Source organism: Microbacterium sp. AC132 (assembly GCF_979258525.1).
Map to the genome: position 1 here is coordinate 731,625 of NZ_OZ409862.1, position 16,517 is coordinate 748,141.

General features: G+C 69.7%; 15 protein-coding genes and 2 pseudogenes. 4 read left to right on the top strand and 13 right to left on the bottom strand.

From position 1 onward, the window contains the following. Positions 1–112 precede the first annotated feature (112 nt). Entirely contained in the window at positions 113–1,033 is a 921-nt protein-coding gene (locus ACZZZQ_RS03430; protein WP_463506894.1) for a sugar kinase, read from the top strand. A 69-nt stretch (positions 1,034–1,102) separates the two neighbouring features. On the opposite strand, the gene ACZZZQ_RS03435 is transcribed toward ACZZZQ_RS03430, so the two are convergent. From ACZZZQ_RS03435 to ACZZZQ_RS03455, 5 genes are read right to left on the bottom strand one after another with little or no spacing between them, the layout of a single operon-like run. Then, positions 1,103–1,969, bottom strand: coding sequence for a MurR/RpiR family transcriptional regulator (locus ACZZZQ_RS03435; protein WP_056277179.1), 867 nt, complete (start codon positions 1,967–1,969; stop codon positions 1,103–1,105). Between the two features lie 14 nt (positions 1,970–1,983). Beyond that, positions 1,984–3,495 carry a glycoside hydrolase family 3 N-terminal domain-containing protein gene (locus tag ACZZZQ_RS03440; RefSeq protein WP_463506895.1) on the bottom strand — a complete coding sequence of 504 codons (1,512 nt, stop codon included), beginning with the start codon at positions 3,493–3,495 and terminating at the stop codon, positions 1,984–1,986. Continuing rightward, complete coding sequence (locus ACZZZQ_RS03445; RefSeq protein WP_053098893.1) at positions 3,492–4,325, bottom strand: carbohydrate ABC transporter permease; 834 nt, start codon at positions 4,323–4,325, stop codon at positions 3,492–3,494. Before ACZZZQ_RS03445 ends, ACZZZQ_RS03440 begins: the two co-directional genes overlap by 4 nt. Then, positions 4,322–5,299, bottom strand: a complete 978-nt coding sequence (locus ACZZZQ_RS03450; protein WP_463506896.1) for a carbohydrate ABC transporter permease — start codon at positions 5,297–5,299, stop codon at positions 4,322–4,324. The genes ACZZZQ_RS03445 and ACZZZQ_RS03450 overlap by 4 nt, the downstream gene beginning before the upstream one ends. Before the next feature lie 14 nt (positions 5,300–5,313). Next, the gene (locus ACZZZQ_RS03455) at positions 5,314–6,606 is read right to left on the bottom strand and encodes a sugar ABC transporter substrate-binding protein (RefSeq protein WP_053098891.1); all 1,293 of its coding nucleotides are present in this window, start codon (positions 6,604–6,606) and stop codon (positions 5,314–5,316) included. Between the two features lie 222 nt (positions 6,607–6,828). Between ACZZZQ_RS03455 and ACZZZQ_RS03460 the strand changes: the two are divergent. The 3 genes and pseudogenes from ACZZZQ_RS03460 (at position 6,829) to ACZZZQ_RS03470 (ending at position 8,871) form a co-directional block, all read left to right on the top strand. Then, positions 6,829–7,688: pseudogene (locus tag ACZZZQ_RS03460) on the top strand (spermidine synthase). A 100-nt stretch (positions 7,689–7,788) separates the two neighbouring features. Next, positions 7,789–8,316: a hypothetical protein gene (locus ACZZZQ_RS03465; protein WP_056277172.1), complete on the top strand. Its 528-nt coding sequence runs from the start codon at positions 7,789–7,791 to the stop codon at positions 8,314–8,316. Positions 8,317–8,382: 66 nt separating this feature from the next. Further along, a complete protein-coding gene (locus ACZZZQ_RS03470; RefSeq protein ID WP_053098888.1) occupies positions 8,383–8,871 on the top strand; it encodes a SprT-like domain-containing protein in 489 nt (162 codons plus the stop codon). Positions 8,872–8,922: 51 nt separating this feature from the next. Here ACZZZQ_RS03470 and ACZZZQ_RS03475 read toward each other — a convergent pair whose 3' ends face one another. The 8 genes and pseudogenes from ACZZZQ_RS03475 to ACZZZQ_RS03510 all read right to left on the bottom strand — a co-directional run bounded on the left by ACZZZQ_RS03475 (position 8,923) and on the right by ACZZZQ_RS03510 (position 16,506). Then, entirely contained in the window at positions 8,923–9,441 is a 519-nt protein-coding gene (locus ACZZZQ_RS03475) for a DUF3054 domain-containing protein (RefSeq protein WP_463506897.1), read from the bottom strand. A 137-nt stretch (positions 9,442–9,578) separates the two neighbouring features. Next, a complete protein-coding gene (locus tag ACZZZQ_RS03480) occupies positions 9,579–10,235 on the bottom strand; it encodes a 2-phosphosulfolactate phosphatase (protein ID WP_056277169.1) in 657 nt (218 codons plus the stop codon). Positions 10,236–10,315: 80 nt separating this feature from the next. Continuing rightward, on the bottom strand, positions 10,316–11,788 hold the full coding sequence (locus tag ACZZZQ_RS03485; protein WP_463506898.1) for an ABC transporter permease: 1,473 nt from the start codon (positions 11,786–11,788) through the stop codon (positions 10,316–10,318). Beyond that, positions 11,785–12,545 (bottom strand): annotated as a pseudogene (locus ACZZZQ_RS03490) (ABC transporter ATP-binding protein). Before ACZZZQ_RS03490 ends, ACZZZQ_RS03485 begins: the two are co-directional and overlap by 4 nt. A 94-nt stretch (positions 12,546–12,639) precedes the next feature. Next, the gene (locus ACZZZQ_RS03495; RefSeq protein ID WP_053098884.1) at positions 12,640–13,275 is read right to left on the bottom strand and encodes a response regulator; all 636 of its coding nucleotides are present in this window, start codon (positions 13,273–13,275) and stop codon (positions 12,640–12,642) included. Then, complete coding sequence (locus ACZZZQ_RS03500) at positions 13,272–14,447, bottom strand: ATP-binding protein (protein ID WP_463506899.1); 1,176 nt, start codon at positions 14,445–14,447, stop codon at positions 13,272–13,274. The genes ACZZZQ_RS03495 and ACZZZQ_RS03500 overlap by 4 nt, the downstream gene beginning before the upstream one ends. Before the next feature lie 63 nt (positions 14,448–14,510). Further along, positions 14,511–15,302 (bottom strand): class I SAM-dependent methyltransferase, encoded by a 792-nt coding sequence (locus ACZZZQ_RS03505; protein ID WP_463506900.1) that lies wholly within the window; start codon positions 15,300–15,302, stop codon positions 14,511–14,513. 43 nt (positions 15,303–15,345) lie between these two features. Then, positions 15,346–16,506 carry an AMP-binding protein gene (locus tag ACZZZQ_RS03510; protein WP_463506901.1) on the bottom strand — a complete coding sequence of 387 codons (1,161 nt, stop codon included), beginning with the start codon at positions 16,504–16,506 and terminating at the stop codon, positions 15,346–15,348. Positions 16,507–16,517: the final 11 nt, after the last annotated feature.

Genomic DNA, 16,517 nt, shown 5'->3' on the forward strand with positions numbered 1-16,517 from the left:
GAAACGGTGATTCCTTGAAACTACCCAGTGCGCAGACCGATGCCAAACACCTGCAGGTTTCATTCCTGTTACGGATGTCCGGGGGTGTGGCCGATCCGGTAATCTCCAGAGCGTGCCCGACACGTCTCCCCTCGCCGTCTGCGTCGGCGAGGGCCTCGTCTCCTTCGTCCCGGCCATCGCCGCGCCCCTCGAGGACGTGCGGACGTTCCACCGCTCGCTCGCCGGAGCGGAGTGGAACACGGCGATCGCACTGGCCTCGGCCGGCATCCGCGCCGCCGTCGTCTCCCGTGTGGGCGACGACGGGTTCGGGCGCTTCCTCACCGCCGAGCTGCGCCGGCACGAGGTCGACGACTCCGCCGTGGAGATCGACGCCGAGGCGCCCACCGGCCTCTACGTCAAGGAGCTGTCACCGCGTCCGGACGGCTCCGTCGACGGGACCATGCACTACTACCGCTCGGGCTCCGCGGCCGCGGCCCTGTCGCCGGCGACGCTCGACTCCGACGCGGCATCCGCGCTGCTGTCACAGGCCGCCCTCGTGCACACCTCGGGGATCACGCCTGCTCTCTCGGACACCGCCCACGCAGCGCAGAACGCCCTCTTCGATGCGCCGCGCGACGGGCGGCTGCTCAGCTTCGACGTGAACTGGCGACCTGCGCTGTGGCGCGGGCGACAGGACGAGGGGCGCGCGGTGATCGCGGACTACGTCCGCCGCGCCGACATCGCGTTCTGCACACGCCCCGACGCCGAGGCGGTCTTCGGCACCGGCGAGCCCGATCGACTGCGCGAGCTGTTCCCCGAACCGAGGTATCTGCTGGCCACGAGTCCAGACGGCGCTGTGGCCTTCGACGGCGCCGAGCGCACCGACAGCAGGTCGCTCGATGTCCCCGTCGTGGAGTCCATCGGCGCCGGAGATGCGTTCGCCGCCGGATTCCTGGCCGGCGTCCTGTCGGGACTCTCGCTCACCGGCAGCCTCGCTCGCGCGCACCGGATCGCGACCAGGGCACTGGTCAGCACCCGAGACCACATCGACTGATCAGCGGCGCTGTTCCTGCCGGTCGCCACGGGCACCGGTGACGGTCGACGGGTATCTCATCGCCTGCCTCTAGCGACGTCGACGCGGCGCCGCAGCGTCGTGCGTCAGCTGCAGCGGGATGACCACGGGTTCACCCCGGTGCTGGACGACCCGGACGAAGAGGATGTCGACCAGCGCCAGCTGCGCGATGCGGCTCGACATCGCGGCCATGCGGAACGGCGACTCCTGCGCGTAGGTGATCAGCGAGACGTCTGCGGCGAGCGCGAGCGTCGAGTCGGGCGCGCTGGTGATGGCCACCGACAAGGCGCCCGCATCTCTGGCGATCTCGACAGCCCGGACGACCTCCTGCGTCTCGCCCCCGTGGGAGAACGCGATGACGACGTCCTCCGGGGTCCGCAGCGACGCCGTCGTGAGGGCGAGGTGCGGATCGGCGGAGTGCGCGACCGAGCACCCGATGCGCGCGAGCTTCTGCTGAAGGTCCTGAGCGGTCAACGACGATGCGGCCTGCCCGAACAGATCGACGTGGCGCGCCGCCACGACGGCCCTGGCGACGCGGTCAAGCGCGTCGGCGTCCAGTCCGAGCGCCGTCTTCTCGATCGCGTCGATCTCCTGTGCCGCGAGCTTCGCAGCGATGGCGGACGGCTCGTCATCGGGATCGATCGCCGTGGTGTCGAGGCCGAAGCGCGCCTGCTGCGCCTGGGCGAGCGTGATCGTGCGGGCGACCGCGACCCGCAGCTCCCGGTATCCGCTGAAGCCGAGCGACTGCGCGAAGCGAGCCACGGTCGACAGCGATGTGTGACAGAGCTGGGCGAGGTCGTTGATGGCGAGGTCGACGACGAGCGTGGGGTCTCCGAGGATCGTCTCCGCGACCCGTGCTTCTGCAGCACTCAGTCGGGGAACGGATCGGCGCACCAGCGCGAGAACATCGGCGTCCACGGTGTCATCCTGCCTCAGTCGGCGGCACCTGCGCTGTCGGGCGACGGATCGGCGCGGCGCGACGAGCCCCCGATCAGTCGATCTCTGGCGGCCTGGGCTCCGATCCGGTTCGCGGATCCGACCTCCACGAGCGCGAGGGGCAGAGGCCGCCGTGCCGCGAGTCCGACGTTGACCACGACCGCGTCGGGATCACGCAGAGCGGCGCGCTCGACGAGCGCACGCTGCCCGTCGTCGGTGTCTGGACGATCCACGAGGACGACCGTCAGTCCGTCTGCCGCGACAGCCGCGTCGAGAGCCCCATCCTGCTCGTCGATCGTCGTCCGTGCGACGTCGACGCGCACGCGATGACCGTCTGCCGCCAGAGTCTCAGCCACGTACGCCGACGCGCTGTCGACCGCGAGCGTCGAACGTCGGCGAGCATCGACGACGGCGAGCGCCTCGGCATCGCGCGTCACTCCTGTAATCGCGCGTCGGACGATGTCCGATCCGTCGTACTCGACGGGAGTCGCGGTCTCGGCACGGACGCTCAGGGTCTGACCCAGGCGGGAGACCCTCCCGGCCGCTTCGGCGAGTCGTTCGCGAGAGAGTGAGCCGTCGTCCACTGCCGCGAGGATCCCGTCGCGCGCGGCGAGGAAGTCTCGACGGTCCTGGTCGGGGAGCGTGGCCTCACCGCGGTTCGTCGGGTTGCCGATGCACAGCAGATCCGCTCCGGCCGCGAGGGCCCGCGCGGCGCCTTCGCCGATGCCGACGGTCTCGCGGATGGCCGCCATGTCGAGGGCATCCGTGATGATCACGCCGTCGAAGCCCCAGCCGCGGAGCAGCCCGAGCACTCGGGGATTCAGCGTCGCCGGCTCGGCGCCCCAGGCGGGAACGACGATGTGCGCGGTCATGACGGCGTCGACACCTGCGGCCACCGCCGCGCGGAACGGCTCGAGGTGCACGCGCTCGAACTCCTCGATCCCCAGCGAGATCTCGGGCAGTGCGTGGTGCGAGTCGGTGTGCGTGTCACCGTGCCCCGGGAAGTGCTTGACGCACGCCGCGACCGCCGTGCTCTGCAGGCCCTCCACCGCCGCCTGCACGTGTCGGGCGACGAGCTTCTGGTCGCTGCCGAAGGAACGGACGCCGATCACAGGATTCCGCGGATCGGTGTTCACATCCGCGACGGGACCGAGCACGACGTTGCCGCCGATCGCGGCCACTCGTCGAGCCAGCTCGGCACCCGATGCCCGCGTCGCCTCGACGTCGTCGACGATGCCCAGCTGAGCCGCCCCCGGAAGCGTGGAGCCGGCTGCGGACTCGAGGCGTGTGACGTTGCCGCCCTCCTCGTCGATCCCGATCAGTGCGTCCGGATTGGCCCGGCGGATCTCGTCGCTCAGAGGCGAAAGTCCCTCGCCGACGTTCTGACTGAAGTACACGACACCCGCGAGGCCGTCGCGCAGCTCGTCGAGAAGCCATTCGGGGGCCTCCGTGCCGAGGAACCCCGGCCAGAGCACCCCGTTGGCGAGGCGGACGAGGTCGTCGGTCATCCCTTCACCGCTCCCGCGACCATGCCGGCCGAGAGACGACGCTGCACGATCACGAAGAACACCATCACCGGGATCGTGATGATCGTCGACGCGGCCATGATGCTGCCCCAGTCGTTGGAGTGCAGGCCGAAGAACGACTTCAGTCCGATCGAGACCGTGTACTGGTCAGTCGCGCTGCCGAGGATCGTCATGGCGAAGATGAATTCGTTCCAGGCCGTGATGAAGCTGAAGATGCTGGTCGCGACGAGACCGGGCATCACCAGCGGCAGCAGGATCGAGCGGAACATCCGCCACCAGCTGGCGCCGTCGATGTACGCGGCCTCCTCGAGCTCGACGGGCACGGCGGCGACGAACCCGCGCAGCATCCAGATCCCGAACGCCAGCGAGAGCGCGACGTACACGACCATCAGGCCGAGGATGCTGTTGAGCAGCCCGAGGCTCTTGACCTGCAGGAAGAGCGGGATGACGAGGGCCTCGAGCGGAACCATCTGCACGACGAGGATCATCATCAGGATGGTCGTGCGGAACTTGAAGCGGAACCGGGCGACCGCGACAGCCGCGAGCAGACACACGAGGGCGCTGACCAGGACGGTGACGAGAGCCACGATCGCGGAGTTGCGGAGGTAGGTGCCGAAACCGCCGTCGGTGAGGACGAAGGCGAAGTTGTCGAACGTGAACTCCTGAGGCAGCAGCGACTGCCCTCCGCTGGACGCCTTGGCGTCGAGCGCACTGGACACCATCCAGTAGACGGGGAACAGCGTGAAGATCAGGACGGCGGCGATCGCGATGCCGGTGCCGACGCGCGACATGACAGACGGGCGGGGGTTCACAGCTCGTCCTCCTTCATGAGGGAGCGGATGTACACGATCGTGATGCCGATCAGCACGAGGGTGAGCAGCACGGCGAGCGCGGCACCGAAGCCGTAGCGGTTCTGGCCGAAGGATTCGACGTACGACCAGACGCCGAGGTTCAGCACCGACCGGTTGCCGCCGCCTCCACCGGGCATCAGGTAGACCTGCGCGAAGACCTTGAAATCCCAGATCGTCGACAGGATGATCACGACCGAGAAGACGGGCTTGAGAGTGGGGAAGATGATCTTCCAGAACCGCATCCACGCGTTCGCGCCGTCGAGCGCGGCCGCCTCGAGCATCTCCTTCGAGACGCCGAGCAGGCCCGCGAGCACCGTGATGGCGACGAACGGGAAGCCGTGGTGCACGACGTTCAGCAGCACGATCGCGTAGAACGACCACTGATTGGTGAACCAGTTCACCGGGTCGTCCATCAGGCCGAGATCCTGCAGGACGGTGTTGAAGATGCCGCGGTCGGCATCGAAGATGAACGTCCAGACGTAGGTTCCGGTGACGGCCGGCATCGCCCAGGCCACCATGATGCAGCTCGAGACGATGGTGCGCCACACCGTGCCCAGCTTCGCGAGCAGCAGCGCCACGAGCGTGCCGACCGCGACCGTGACGAACACGGCGACGGCGGCGAAGCCGACGGTGTTCGGCAGGACGACGGTCCACAGGGTCGAGTTGGTGAGCGCCTCGACGTAGTTGTCGACGCCGATCCAGTTGTTCTCGCCGGTGTTGATCTCGCGAAGACCGTAGTCCTGCAGCGAGAAGATGACGACCTGGATGAGCGGCCAGAGCATGAGCACCGCGAGGATGACCAGCCCGGGGGCGAGAAGAAGCCAGGGGCGGGCCGTGATCAGCGAGAAACCCCGCTTGGGCGGCCGGCCGCCGGCCACCGAGGCGGAGGTGGACTCCGCCTCCGTGACCGGCAGTGGCGCTTGCACCATCGACATGAAGGGATACAGCCTTACTGGTTGAGCAGATCGGTCATCTCAGCAGCGGCATCCTTCGTCGCCGTGGCGACGTCCTTCTGCCCGCTGAGGATCGCCTGGATCATCGAGTTGGTGGTCTTCTTCGCCTGAACGGCACCGAAGTTCGGCGTGACCGGCACGGATGCGCCGCCCTCGACCATCTGCTGCGCGAACGGAGCGACGAGCGGGTCGGTCGAGGCCAGGGCCTCCTCCATCGCGGACTGCACGCCCGGGAAGTATCCGGTCTCGTCAGCCCACTTCTCGGCGAACTCGCCCGTGGTCATCAGCTTGACGAACTCCCATGCGAGGTCGGCGTTCTCGGTCGTGTTGAAGACCGACAGGTGCGAGCCGCCGAGCACGGACGGAGCGATGCCGCCGTCCTCGCCGGGGATCACGGCGGCGCCGATCTTGCCCTCGAGCTCGGGGTTGGCCTCGATCAGAGCCTTCGGGGTCCAGGAGCCCGAGAGCATCATGGCGACGTTGCCCTGCGTGAACGAGTCACGGAGGTCCGTCTCCTTCCAGGTCGTGGCCCCGGCGGAGGAGAAGCCGTGCTCGGTCGCGAGTCCGGTGTAGAACTCGATGCCGGCCTGCGACTCCTTGCTGTCGAGTTCGCTCGTCCAGGTCTTGCCGTCGAGGGTCGCGACCTCGCCGCCGGCGCCCCAGACCCAGGGGTACACCTGGAACTCCGCGTCACCCGCGACGGGGAACGGCAGCATGTCGGGCTTGGCGGCCTTGATGGCCTCGCCAGCGGTGACGATGTCGTCCCACGTCTTCGGGGCCTCGAGACCGAGCTCCTCGAACACGTCGGTGCGGTAGACGATGGAGCGGACTCCGGCGTACCACGGCATGCCGTACAGCTCGTCTTCGTAGGTGCCGGCGACCGCGAGGCCCTCGACGAGGTCGTCACGCAGGCCGTCTTCGGCGTCGACGTACTCGTCGAGCGGCTCGAGGGCACCCGCGTCCGCGAACTCCGCGGTCCAGGTGGTTCCGGTCTCGGCGATGTCGGGCGTGGTGCCGCCGGCGATCGACGTGACGAAGCGATCGTGAGCGTCCGCCCACTGGATCTCCTCGATCTTGACCGTGGCGCCGGTCTCGTCTTCGAAGGCGCTCGAGACCTCGTCGTAGAACGCGCTCGCGTCCGGGTTCGTGCCCTTCATGATCCAGACGGTGAGCTCCTGGCCCTCTCCGTCGACGGCTCCGCCGGTGTCGGCTCCGCCGCCGGCACAGGCCGCCAGGCCCAGGGTGGCCACGGCGCCCAGCGCCACGACCGGAAGAATGCGCTTATGCATCAGGGATCTCCTCTTTGAACGTCCTGGCGGCATCGGGTGCCTACCACGTAGGAAAAAGTATTCATCACTAACTAATTCCCTGCAAGTTATTCTCGGAAACGTCATGCGGCCGTAACATCGAGCCTCCGCGGCAGACTCGCGGCGAGTCAGCAGCCCTCAATCCTCCCATCGCGTGAGCCGACCACACGATGTCGAGGCGGAGTGAGCGCGTAGTCTCGGAGGATGGGCAGGACGCGAGCGAAGGACACCGAGCACCCGCAGGTCCGTCTCGACCACGGAGGCATCGCCCGCATCGTGCCGTCGGAGTTCACCAGCGGATTCGAGCTCATCGTCGACGACACCCCGCAGTCGCACGTCGACCTGGATGACCCCACGCACCTGCACTTCGAGTACATCGTGCGGATGGGCGCCGTGATCGACCAGCTCGCCGCCGGACCCCTGACGGCGGTGCACCTCGGCGCGGGCGCACTGACGATCCCCCGCTACATCGAGGCGACCCGCCCCGGTTCCCGGCAGCAGGTGATCGAGCTCGAGGCACCGCTGGCCACCCTCGTGCGCGAGCACCTCCCCCTGCCGCGAGGCGCGGCCATCCGGCTCCGCATCGGAGATGCCCGCGAGGGCGTCCGCCGCCTCCCCCGGCGATCGTCGGCACCTGCGATCTGGTGGTGTCCGACGTCTACTCCGGAGCCCAGACGCCGGCCCACCTCACCAGCATCGAGTTCTACCGCGAACTCGCCGAACTGCTCGCGCCCGCCGGCGTGCTGCTCGTGAACGTCGCCGACGGGCCGGGCCTCGCGTTCGCCCGGCGACAGGTCGCGACGATCGCGGAGGTTCTGCCCGAGATCGGCGTCCTCGCCGACACCCAGGTGCTGAAGGGGCGCAGGTTCGGCAACCTCGTGATCGCCGCATCGGCGGCTCCCCTGCCCACCGAATGGCTGCCCAGGATGCTCGCCGCGGGGCCGCATCCCGCCAAGATCGCGCAGGGTGCCGAGGTGACCGCCTTCGTGCAGGGTGCGCGCGTGGTGACCGATGCGGATGCCGTCGCCTCCCCCCGTCCGGACGCCTCGCTGTTCCTCCGCTGAGGCCTCGATCGAGATCGGATGCGGGGCCGTGGGGCGTGCCGCCCCGACGACTGCGCCGACGCGAGGCACACTTGACGGGGGACGCTGCGGAAGGAGAGCAATGAGTTTCATCCAGGGATACGACCCGGAGAGCCTTCGCGAGCTGGTCGACCTCGGTGAATGCGCCGCACGGCTGGAGGAGATCGAGAGCCAGCGGAGCCTTCCGGCACTGCTGGAGCGGGTCTGGCTGCTGAAGGTCCTCGACCGTCTGGACGAAGCGCTCCCCCTCGCCGATGAGGCCGTGCGCCAGTCGCGCATGGCGGGCACACGCAAGGACGTCCTGCGCTCGAGGGTGCTGCACGCCACGATCCTGCAGCACCGCGGCGCCCACGCCGCCGCCGAGCAGGAGCTCGCGACGTGCGCCGCCGAGGCCGAGGGACAGCGCTGGCTGTCGATCGCCGCGTTCGCGCACCACCATCACGGCAGGAACGCCTACGAGGCCGGCGACTACGAGACCGCTCGCGAGAGCTTCAAGCAGTCCCTCTTCCTGCGCCGCGAGGCCGGGGCCGAGGACCGAGAGCTCGAGACGGTGCTGCTCGCCATCGAAGCCGCCGAGCGGCGCCGCACGACGCAGCTCGTCGCCGGCTGACGGCAGCACACGCCCGCCGGTGCCCCGCTGAGGGGCGATGTCGGCGGTATGGCTTAGCCTGATCGCATGGCGGAACTTGACCGGGTGCGCGTCTGGGGCGAGGCACTGATCACGCTGCACCTCGACGACAGCTGGTCATTCGGCTTCGACCACGCGAAGCGTCGGGCGGGGCAGTGCGACTACACGAAGAAGCGCATCACCGTGTCGCGGTATCTGGCTGCGCGGTTCGAGGACGACGAGATCCATCAGGTGCTGCTGCACGAGGTGGCGCATGCCCTCGCGGGTCATGAAGCGGCCCACGGCCCGACCTGGAAGCGCGTGGCCCGAGACCTGGGCTACGTCGGCGGAACCACCCACCATGGCGAGACGGCGGTCGAACTCGCGCCGTGGGTCGGCCAGTGCCCCGCTGGTCACGTGACCTACCGCCACCGGCGTCCGTCACGCGCCACATCGTGCGCGCGGTGCTCCCGCTCGTACGACGCGCGCTACCTGTTCGACTGGACTCGGCGCGAGATCACGGCCGACACGAGGCTCGCGGCGCAGATGTCGCGCTGATCCGCGCACGACGTCGACCCGCCCCGAGCGCCGCGAACCCACAGAGTGCGGTCAGCGCGCGTGAGGACCTGATTCCGGATCGGCCTCGGGGGAGGGCTCCTCCTGCGCTCGCTCCGAGGCTGCCGCGTCGGCGGGTGCGTCCCGGTCGACGGGAGTGTCGTCATCCTCCCGCTCCTCAGGCCGCCCGCGCGCCGCACCGGCATCGCTCGCACGCCCCGCACGCCGACGCAGGAGCGCTGCCAGGGCTCGCCACCCGACGAGGAAGACGCCGAGCACGAGGGTCGTGACGATGATGAACGCGATCTGCGCGGTGTCCCCCGCCACGACGCGCAGCAGCAGCCCGCCGACCACGGTGACGAGCCAGACGACGGCACCCCAGGCCAGCGACCACGGACGACGCGGTCTCGCCGGCAGAAGCGCGGCCACGATGTGACCCAGCAGAAGGGCGACGATGAACGGCCAGGCGGTGATCAGGAACCCGCCGGGATCTTCTCCGTGCGAGGCACGGCCGATCACGGCGAAGACGAGCACCAGGACGGCATCGACGATGAAAGCGGGGACGAACCTCATGCCATGACCCTACGTCGCGGAACACGAAACCCGTGCCGGATGCACGGCCTGTTGCCGAGCGCGTGCAGGGACGAGATCCACAGGCGCCTCACCCCCGAGCGGGGATGACCTGCGCGCCGGGGACGACCGCAGACCGCTCAGTCGAAGGCGACGAAGAGCCCATCACGCAGCACGGGGACGACATCCAGGGCGTCGAGCTCGGCGGCGTCCGACACCGTCGTCGGCGCAGCACCGGATGCCCGCATCCGCTCGGTCGCGGCGACCCCGTCCGCGAGCTCACGCGCCGAACCGCTCGCGCTGACCATGTGGCGCAGCGCCCTCTTCAGCGCGCGGAATCCCTCGGCGGCCACGGCCGCATCGGGCGCCGTGTGGTCGATGCCGAGTTCGGTGAGCGCGGCGACGATCGCACCGGCTCCCAGGTGGTCTTCGACCGCGAAGCGCACGGCGCCCGCGGCGTCGGCTTCGCCCGCGGCGATCACGCTCACGGAAGTGCGTGACTGGTTGCGCTCCTGCAGCGTCGCGATCGCTCGTGCCACTGCCGCCGCGTTGCGGAGACTTCCGATCAGCACGACCGCGTCGCCGGCGCGGGCGGCGACCGCGGCGCCGTTGCGGGACCATTCACGCGCGTCGTCGAGCGAGACCGCGGAGCCCGACGCGACAGCGTCTGCCACCGTCGACGAGAAACGGAGCACGTCGACCACCACGACGACATCGGCGGTCGCGAGGCGATCGAGCCCGTCGACGCCCCACTCGAGACGCACCTGATACGTGGACTGGTCGAACGGAGACGGCATCCGTCCAGCCTAGAACGACCGCCCGGGTGCCGATGCCCCGATGACGGATTCGGTCATCGGGGCATCCCCAGGCGTAGTCGTCAGTCGGCGGCCAGTGCGTCGACGGGCGCCACGCGGGTGGCGAGGCGGGTCGGCGTCGCGGCAGCCACCAGGGTCAGCACAGCGGTCGCCGCGACGATGATGACCACGGGCAGCCAGGGCACGTGCGGTGCGACGAGCCCGGCGGCCTCGAAGTCGGGCAGGGTCGGCACGGAGCCGAGCAGCGACTGCGCCGCGATCCATCCGTAGGCGATGCCCAGGATCAACCCGGTCAGCGTGGCGGCCACCGTGATGTGCGCCGCCTCGAGCAGCACCATGCGGCGCACCTGCCCATTGGACAGGCCGATGGACCGGAGGAGTCCGAGCTCGCGACGACGCTGCACGACGCCGATCGTCAGAAGGTTGACGAGACCGACCGCGGCGATCACCGCCGACACCGCCACGAGCACCATCATCACCGATGCGAAGGCGTCGAACGGGGTGAAGAACTCCGCAGGCGTCTCGCCCTCGACCTGACCGATCAGCATCTGCTTGACCGATTCGAGCGCGACCGCGAACATCGTGACCAGTGTGACCCCCATCACGACGCCGATCGCCATGCGCGACGAGCGCTCGGGATAGCGGAGGGCGTTCTCGGCCGCGAGTCGTGCCGTGGCACTCGATCCGAACATCCGCCCGACCAGACGCAGCACGGGAGGCATGAACAGCACCGATCCGAGCGCGAGTCCGGTGAAGGAGAGCAGTCCGCCGACGAAGGCGACGACCACCCCGAGCGGGTGCACGAGGCCGACGACGACCCCTGCCGCCAGCAGCACGGTGCCGGAAACCAGCAGGATCCATGCGCCGATGTGCCGCCCGGGGCGGGACAGCTCGTCGTGAGTGCGCTCGACCGACCCGCCGATCGCCTGCAGCGGCGTGACGGCGAGGACGCGTCTGGAGCCCACCCATGCCGCCGCCCAGGTCGTGAGCGCGACGCCGACGACCGGCAAGGCGATGAACGGCTGGGCGAGAGAGAACCCCTGCGGCACGTTCTCGATCAGACCGGAACCGATCTGCACGCCGACCGCGGCGATCGCGAGGCCGGCGAGAAGCCCGAGTGCCGCGCCGATGACCCCCACCGCGAAGCCCTGCCGGCCGACCACGGCCCGCTGGGACCTCGCGGTCGCGCCGATGAGGCGCATCAGGGCGATCTGACGCGTGCGCCCGGCGATGATCGTCGAGAACGTGTTCGCGGTGACGATCGCGGCGACGTACATCGCGACGCCCGTGAGCAGAACCGAGAGCAGTCCCACGATGAACGCGAGCGTCTCGCTGTCGCCGATGAAGGGGTCGGCCTGCAGCACGGCTCCGAGGTAGGCCGTGGTCTCGACCAGCACCACTCCGAAAGCGGCCGAGAGCGCTGCGACCAGGATGCTGGCGCCCATGCCCCGGTCGCGCAGCCAGGCGAGGCGCGGACCGGTCGCGGACGTCTGCGGTACGACGGCGAGAGTCGGAGACTCGATGACGGCGCTCATGCCGCGACCTCGGCGGCGAGCATGTAGGCCGAGATCTCCTCGGCGGTCTGGCGCGGGTGGTCGGCGACGATCCGGCCGTCTCCGAGGAACAGCACCCGGTCGGCATGGCTCGCCGCGATCGCGTCGTGGGTGACCATGGCGATGGACTGTCCATGCTCGCGGCTCGCGGTGGCCAGCAGCTGCAGCACCTCGCGCCCCGTGCGGGAATCGAGATTGCCCGTGGGCTCGTCGGCGAACACGAGATCGGGCGCCGTGGCGAGCGCACGGGCGATGGCGACGCGCTGCTGCTGACCCCCGAGAGCTGATGCGGTCGGTGCTGCAGACGGGATCCGAGCCCGAGCGTCTGGATCAGTCCATCGATGCGCGCCTTCTCGATCGCGCTGGGTCGCCGCCCGTCGAGTTCGAACGGCAGCATGATGTTGCCGAGGGCGGTGAGCGTCGGCACGAGGTTGAACGCCTGGAAGATGAAGCCGACCCGGCGGCGGCGCAGGATCGTGAGATCGAGGTCTCCGAGCTCCGTGATCTCGGTGTCGCCGATCCAGCTCCTCCCCTGCGTCGGGGTGTCGAGGCCGGCCATGATGTGCATGAGCGTGGACTTGCCCGAACCGGACGGTCCCATGATGGCGGTGAACTGTCCGCGGCGGATGCCGACGCTGACGTCGTCCAGCGCGTGGACGGTGCCCTCGCCGGCGCCGTAGGTCTTCTTGAGGTGCTGGACGCGGGCTGCGAGCCCGAGGTCGGTGGTCGTGATCTCCATGCCTTCGACGCTACGGACGCCGGCTGCTCCGCCGCGTCGGCCTGACGGCGCATCCGCCTACATCGCAAGGATGATCCCGCGGCCAGGAATCGGCTCAGGCGAGTCCGTGCTCGAACGCGAAGACCACCAGCTGCACCCGGTCGCGGAGGGTGAGCTTCGTCAGGATGCGGCTGATGTGGGTCTTGACGGTCGCCTCGCTGAGATATTCGCGAGCGGCGATCTCGGAGTTCGAGAGCCCCCGGGCGGCGAGCGCGAAGATCTCGCGCTCACGCTCGGTCAGCGCGGAGAACTGCACGGGCACCGGCTTCGGCTCCTCGGCGAAGTGCTCGAACAGCTCGCGGGTCGCCGACGCGGCGATGACGCTCGAGCCCGCGTGGACGGTGCGGATCGCGGCGAGGAGGAACTCGGGGTCGGCGTCCTTGAGGAGGAATCCGCTCGCCCCCTGACGGATCGCGCGAGCGGCGGCCTCGTCGAGGTCGAAGGTCGTCAGCATGACGATGCGCGGCGGGTCGGGCTGAGCGAGGATCTCGGCGGTCGCAGCGAGCCCGTCCATGACCGGCATCCTGATGTCCATCAGCACCACGTCCGGTCGAGTCGCATGCACGAGAGCGACGGCTTCGCGGCCATCGCCCGCTTCTCCGACGACGTCGAGATCGGGCTGCGAGGCGAGCAGCATGCGGACTCCGGCGCGGAACAGCGCCTGATCATCGACGAGGACGACCCTGATCATGCGACTTCTCCGATCGGGAGCGAGGCGCGGACGACGAACTGCGCTCCCTGGCGCTCCGCCTGAAGGCTACCGCCGACGAGCTGCGCCCGTTCACGCATTCCGATCACCCCGTGACCGCCGCCGATCTGCGGCTGCTCCCGTCCCACGGTGTTGCGCACCTGGATGTCGACACGGTCGGGAAGCCACGCGAGGTGCACGTCGACCGCGCCGTCGCCGTGACGGATGGCGTTCGTGAGCGCCTCCTGGAGGATCCGGTACACCGCGAGCTGGATGGCTCCCGGCGGCTCCCCCGGGGGCATCGGATCGACGGTGATCCGGGGCTCGACTCCTGCCTGACGCACCTGCGCGAACAGCGACTCGAGGTCTGCGAGCGTCGGCTGGGGACCGTCCCCCTGTCGGTGGCGCAGCTGCGTGAGCAGCAGACGCACGTCGCTCAGGGCGCTGCGAGCGGTCTGGGCGATGGTCCCGAGGGCCTCGGTGGCCATTTCGGGCTTCGCGGCGGCCGCATACCTGGCGCCGTCGGCCTGCGCGATCACCACGGCCAGCGAGTGCGCGACGATGTCGTGCATGTCGCGGGCGATCCGCACACGCTCCTGCTCCTCCGCCGCGAGCGACTCCGCCTTCAGCTGCGCCGAACGGGTGCTCCGCGCGCGCAGCACCACCCGCCACAGCAGACCGCAGACCCACGCGAATCCGAGCGCGAGCACCGAGACGACCAGGAGCAGCGTGCCGGTCGTCAGCTGATCCCACCCGCTGGCGCCGGAGGTGACGCCCGTGACGACGACCAGGTAGACCGCCGAGACCAGAGCACCGAGCAGCGCCGAGCCGAAGCCCCACCACAGCACCGCGCGGGACCCCCAGGCGGCGGTCGCGTAGAGCACCAGGAGGATCGCCACATCGATCGGCAGCGGACCGAACCCGGACAGCATCTGCACGATCGCGCCCGCCCAGGCCACGGCGAGCGCGAGTCCGGGGGCGAGCCTGCCGATCGCGACTCCGCCGAACATCAGGATGCCCGCGGTGACGATAGCCGCGACCGCCGCACCGCTGATCCCCTCGCCGACCGCCCCAGGGCCGTAGAAGACGACGGAGAACGGTGTGAGGATGACGAAGAGCAGCGCCGCCCCGACGATGTCGAGCACGAGCGCCGTACGGGAGAGCGGGCGGATCACTCCCCCACGCTACGCGGCACGGCATCCGCCTCGCATCCGCCTGCAGATGTATCCGCGGTCCGGTCAGGCGCGGGCGATGATCTCGCCGTGCGGCACGAGGTACCAGCCGTCGCCGTCGTCGGCCCAGCGCTTCCATGCGTCGCTGATCTCCTGCAGGTCGCTCGACGTCGCCATCTCGCTGTCGACCAGCTGCCGCGCGAGCGCCGATTCGAGGATGCGGTCGGCCCACATGCCGCCCCACCAGGCGCGATCCTCGGGATTCGCGTAGGTCCAGTTGGAGGTCGTCGCGGTGACGTCATCGAATCCGGCCGCGCGGGCCCAGGCGAGAAGGCGGCGCCCCGCATCGGGCTCGCCGCCGTTGGCCCTCGCCGCTCGCCGGTAGAGGTCGAGCCAGTGGTCGAGTTCAGGGAGCATGGGGAACCAGATGAAGCCTGCGTAGTCGGCGTCACGTGCCGCCACGACACCGCCGGGCGCTGCGACCCGGCGCATCTCACGCAGCGCCTGCACCGGATCGCCGACGTGCTGCAGCACCTGGTGCGCGTGGACGACGTCGAAGGTGTCGTCGGCGAAGCTCAGCGCGTGCACGTCTTCGACCGCGAAGTCGAGGTTCGAGAGCCCTCTGCTCGACGCGAGATCGCGCGAGAGTGAGAGCGCGTTCTCATCGATCTCGGTCGCCGTCACGTGGGCGACGACGCCCGCGAAGTCGACCGTGATGCTGCCGGGCCCCGCTCCGACGTCGAGAAGCCTGGTGTTCGCGGTGAGGTGGGGGCGCAGGTACTCCGCCGAGTTCGCGATGGTGCGGCTGCTGTGAGAGCGGAGGACGGTCTCGTGATGTCCGTGCGTGTAGGTGGCCATGCCTCACTCTGGCAGGAGAGTTCCCACTCCGACGAATCGACCGTCAGTGCAGTTCGACGACGGCCCGTCTGATCGACTCGCGGTCGGGTTTGCCTGAGGCCAGCACGGCGAGTTCGTCGACCATGATCAGCCGCGCCGGCCTCGCGTGCCTGCCCAGCTCTTCGGCGACGAGGTCTCGTGCGTGCGCGAGCTGCTCCGACTCGCTTCGTCGCAGAGCTTCGCCTCTGGGTGCGACGATGACCGAGGCCTCACCCCATCGCTCGTCCGGTACGCCGACGACCACCGCGCCGGTGAGTCCCGGGACACTGCGAACCAGCCGTTCGACGCGGTCGAGGGAGATGTTGATTCCGCCCGAGACGATCACGTTGTCGGCACGACCGTGCACCCGCACGACGCCGTCGTCGTAGAGCCCGAGATCGCCGGTGTGATACCAGCGGATGCCGTGCTCGTCGCGCGAGAAGTTCTTCGCCGTGAGCTCCCCGTCGCCGAGATAGCCGTCAGCGAGCATCGGACCGGCGATGCGCAGCTCTCCGTCCACCGTGCGCACGGCGACGGTGTCGAGGGGGACGCCGTCGTAGACGCATCCCCCGCTCGTCTCGGTGGAGCCATAGGTGCGGACGAGTCGGATGCCGAGATCGGCGGCCCTGTCGCGGAGGGGCTCGGGCAGCGCCTGTCCTCCCACGAGGATCGCCTGGTAGGCCTGAAGCGCGGCCGACACCGGTCGGTCGTCGGCCGCGTCGAGCAGAGTCGACAGCTGCGCAGGCACGAGAGAGGTGTACAGCTCGGGGATCGCGGCGGAACCGCCGGCAGACGGGCGGAGCATCGACAGCGTCGCCTCGGCGAAGGACTCGGGCGAGAACCGACGGCCCAGCGCGACGGGGTGCGTGCCGGCGATCAGAGACCTCACGACCACCTGGAGCCCTGCGACGTATCCGGCCGGCAGCGCGAGCAGCCAGCGCCCACCGCCGACTCTCGCCGCCGTGGCCTCGGCGCTCGCCCGCAGCGCCTCGCCGCTCAACGCGACCCGTTTGGGGACTCCGCTGGAGCCGGAGGTGGCGATCACGACGGCCGTGCCGTCCGGCACCCATTTCGGGGCGTCTCCGAGCATCCCGAATCCGAGCGCCGGCCCGCCGTCGAGCGCGCGCGCCAGAGCGGCCCGCAGTTCGGCCGGATCCTCGGCATCCGTCGGTGTCAGCGCGACCATGTGCGTCTCGA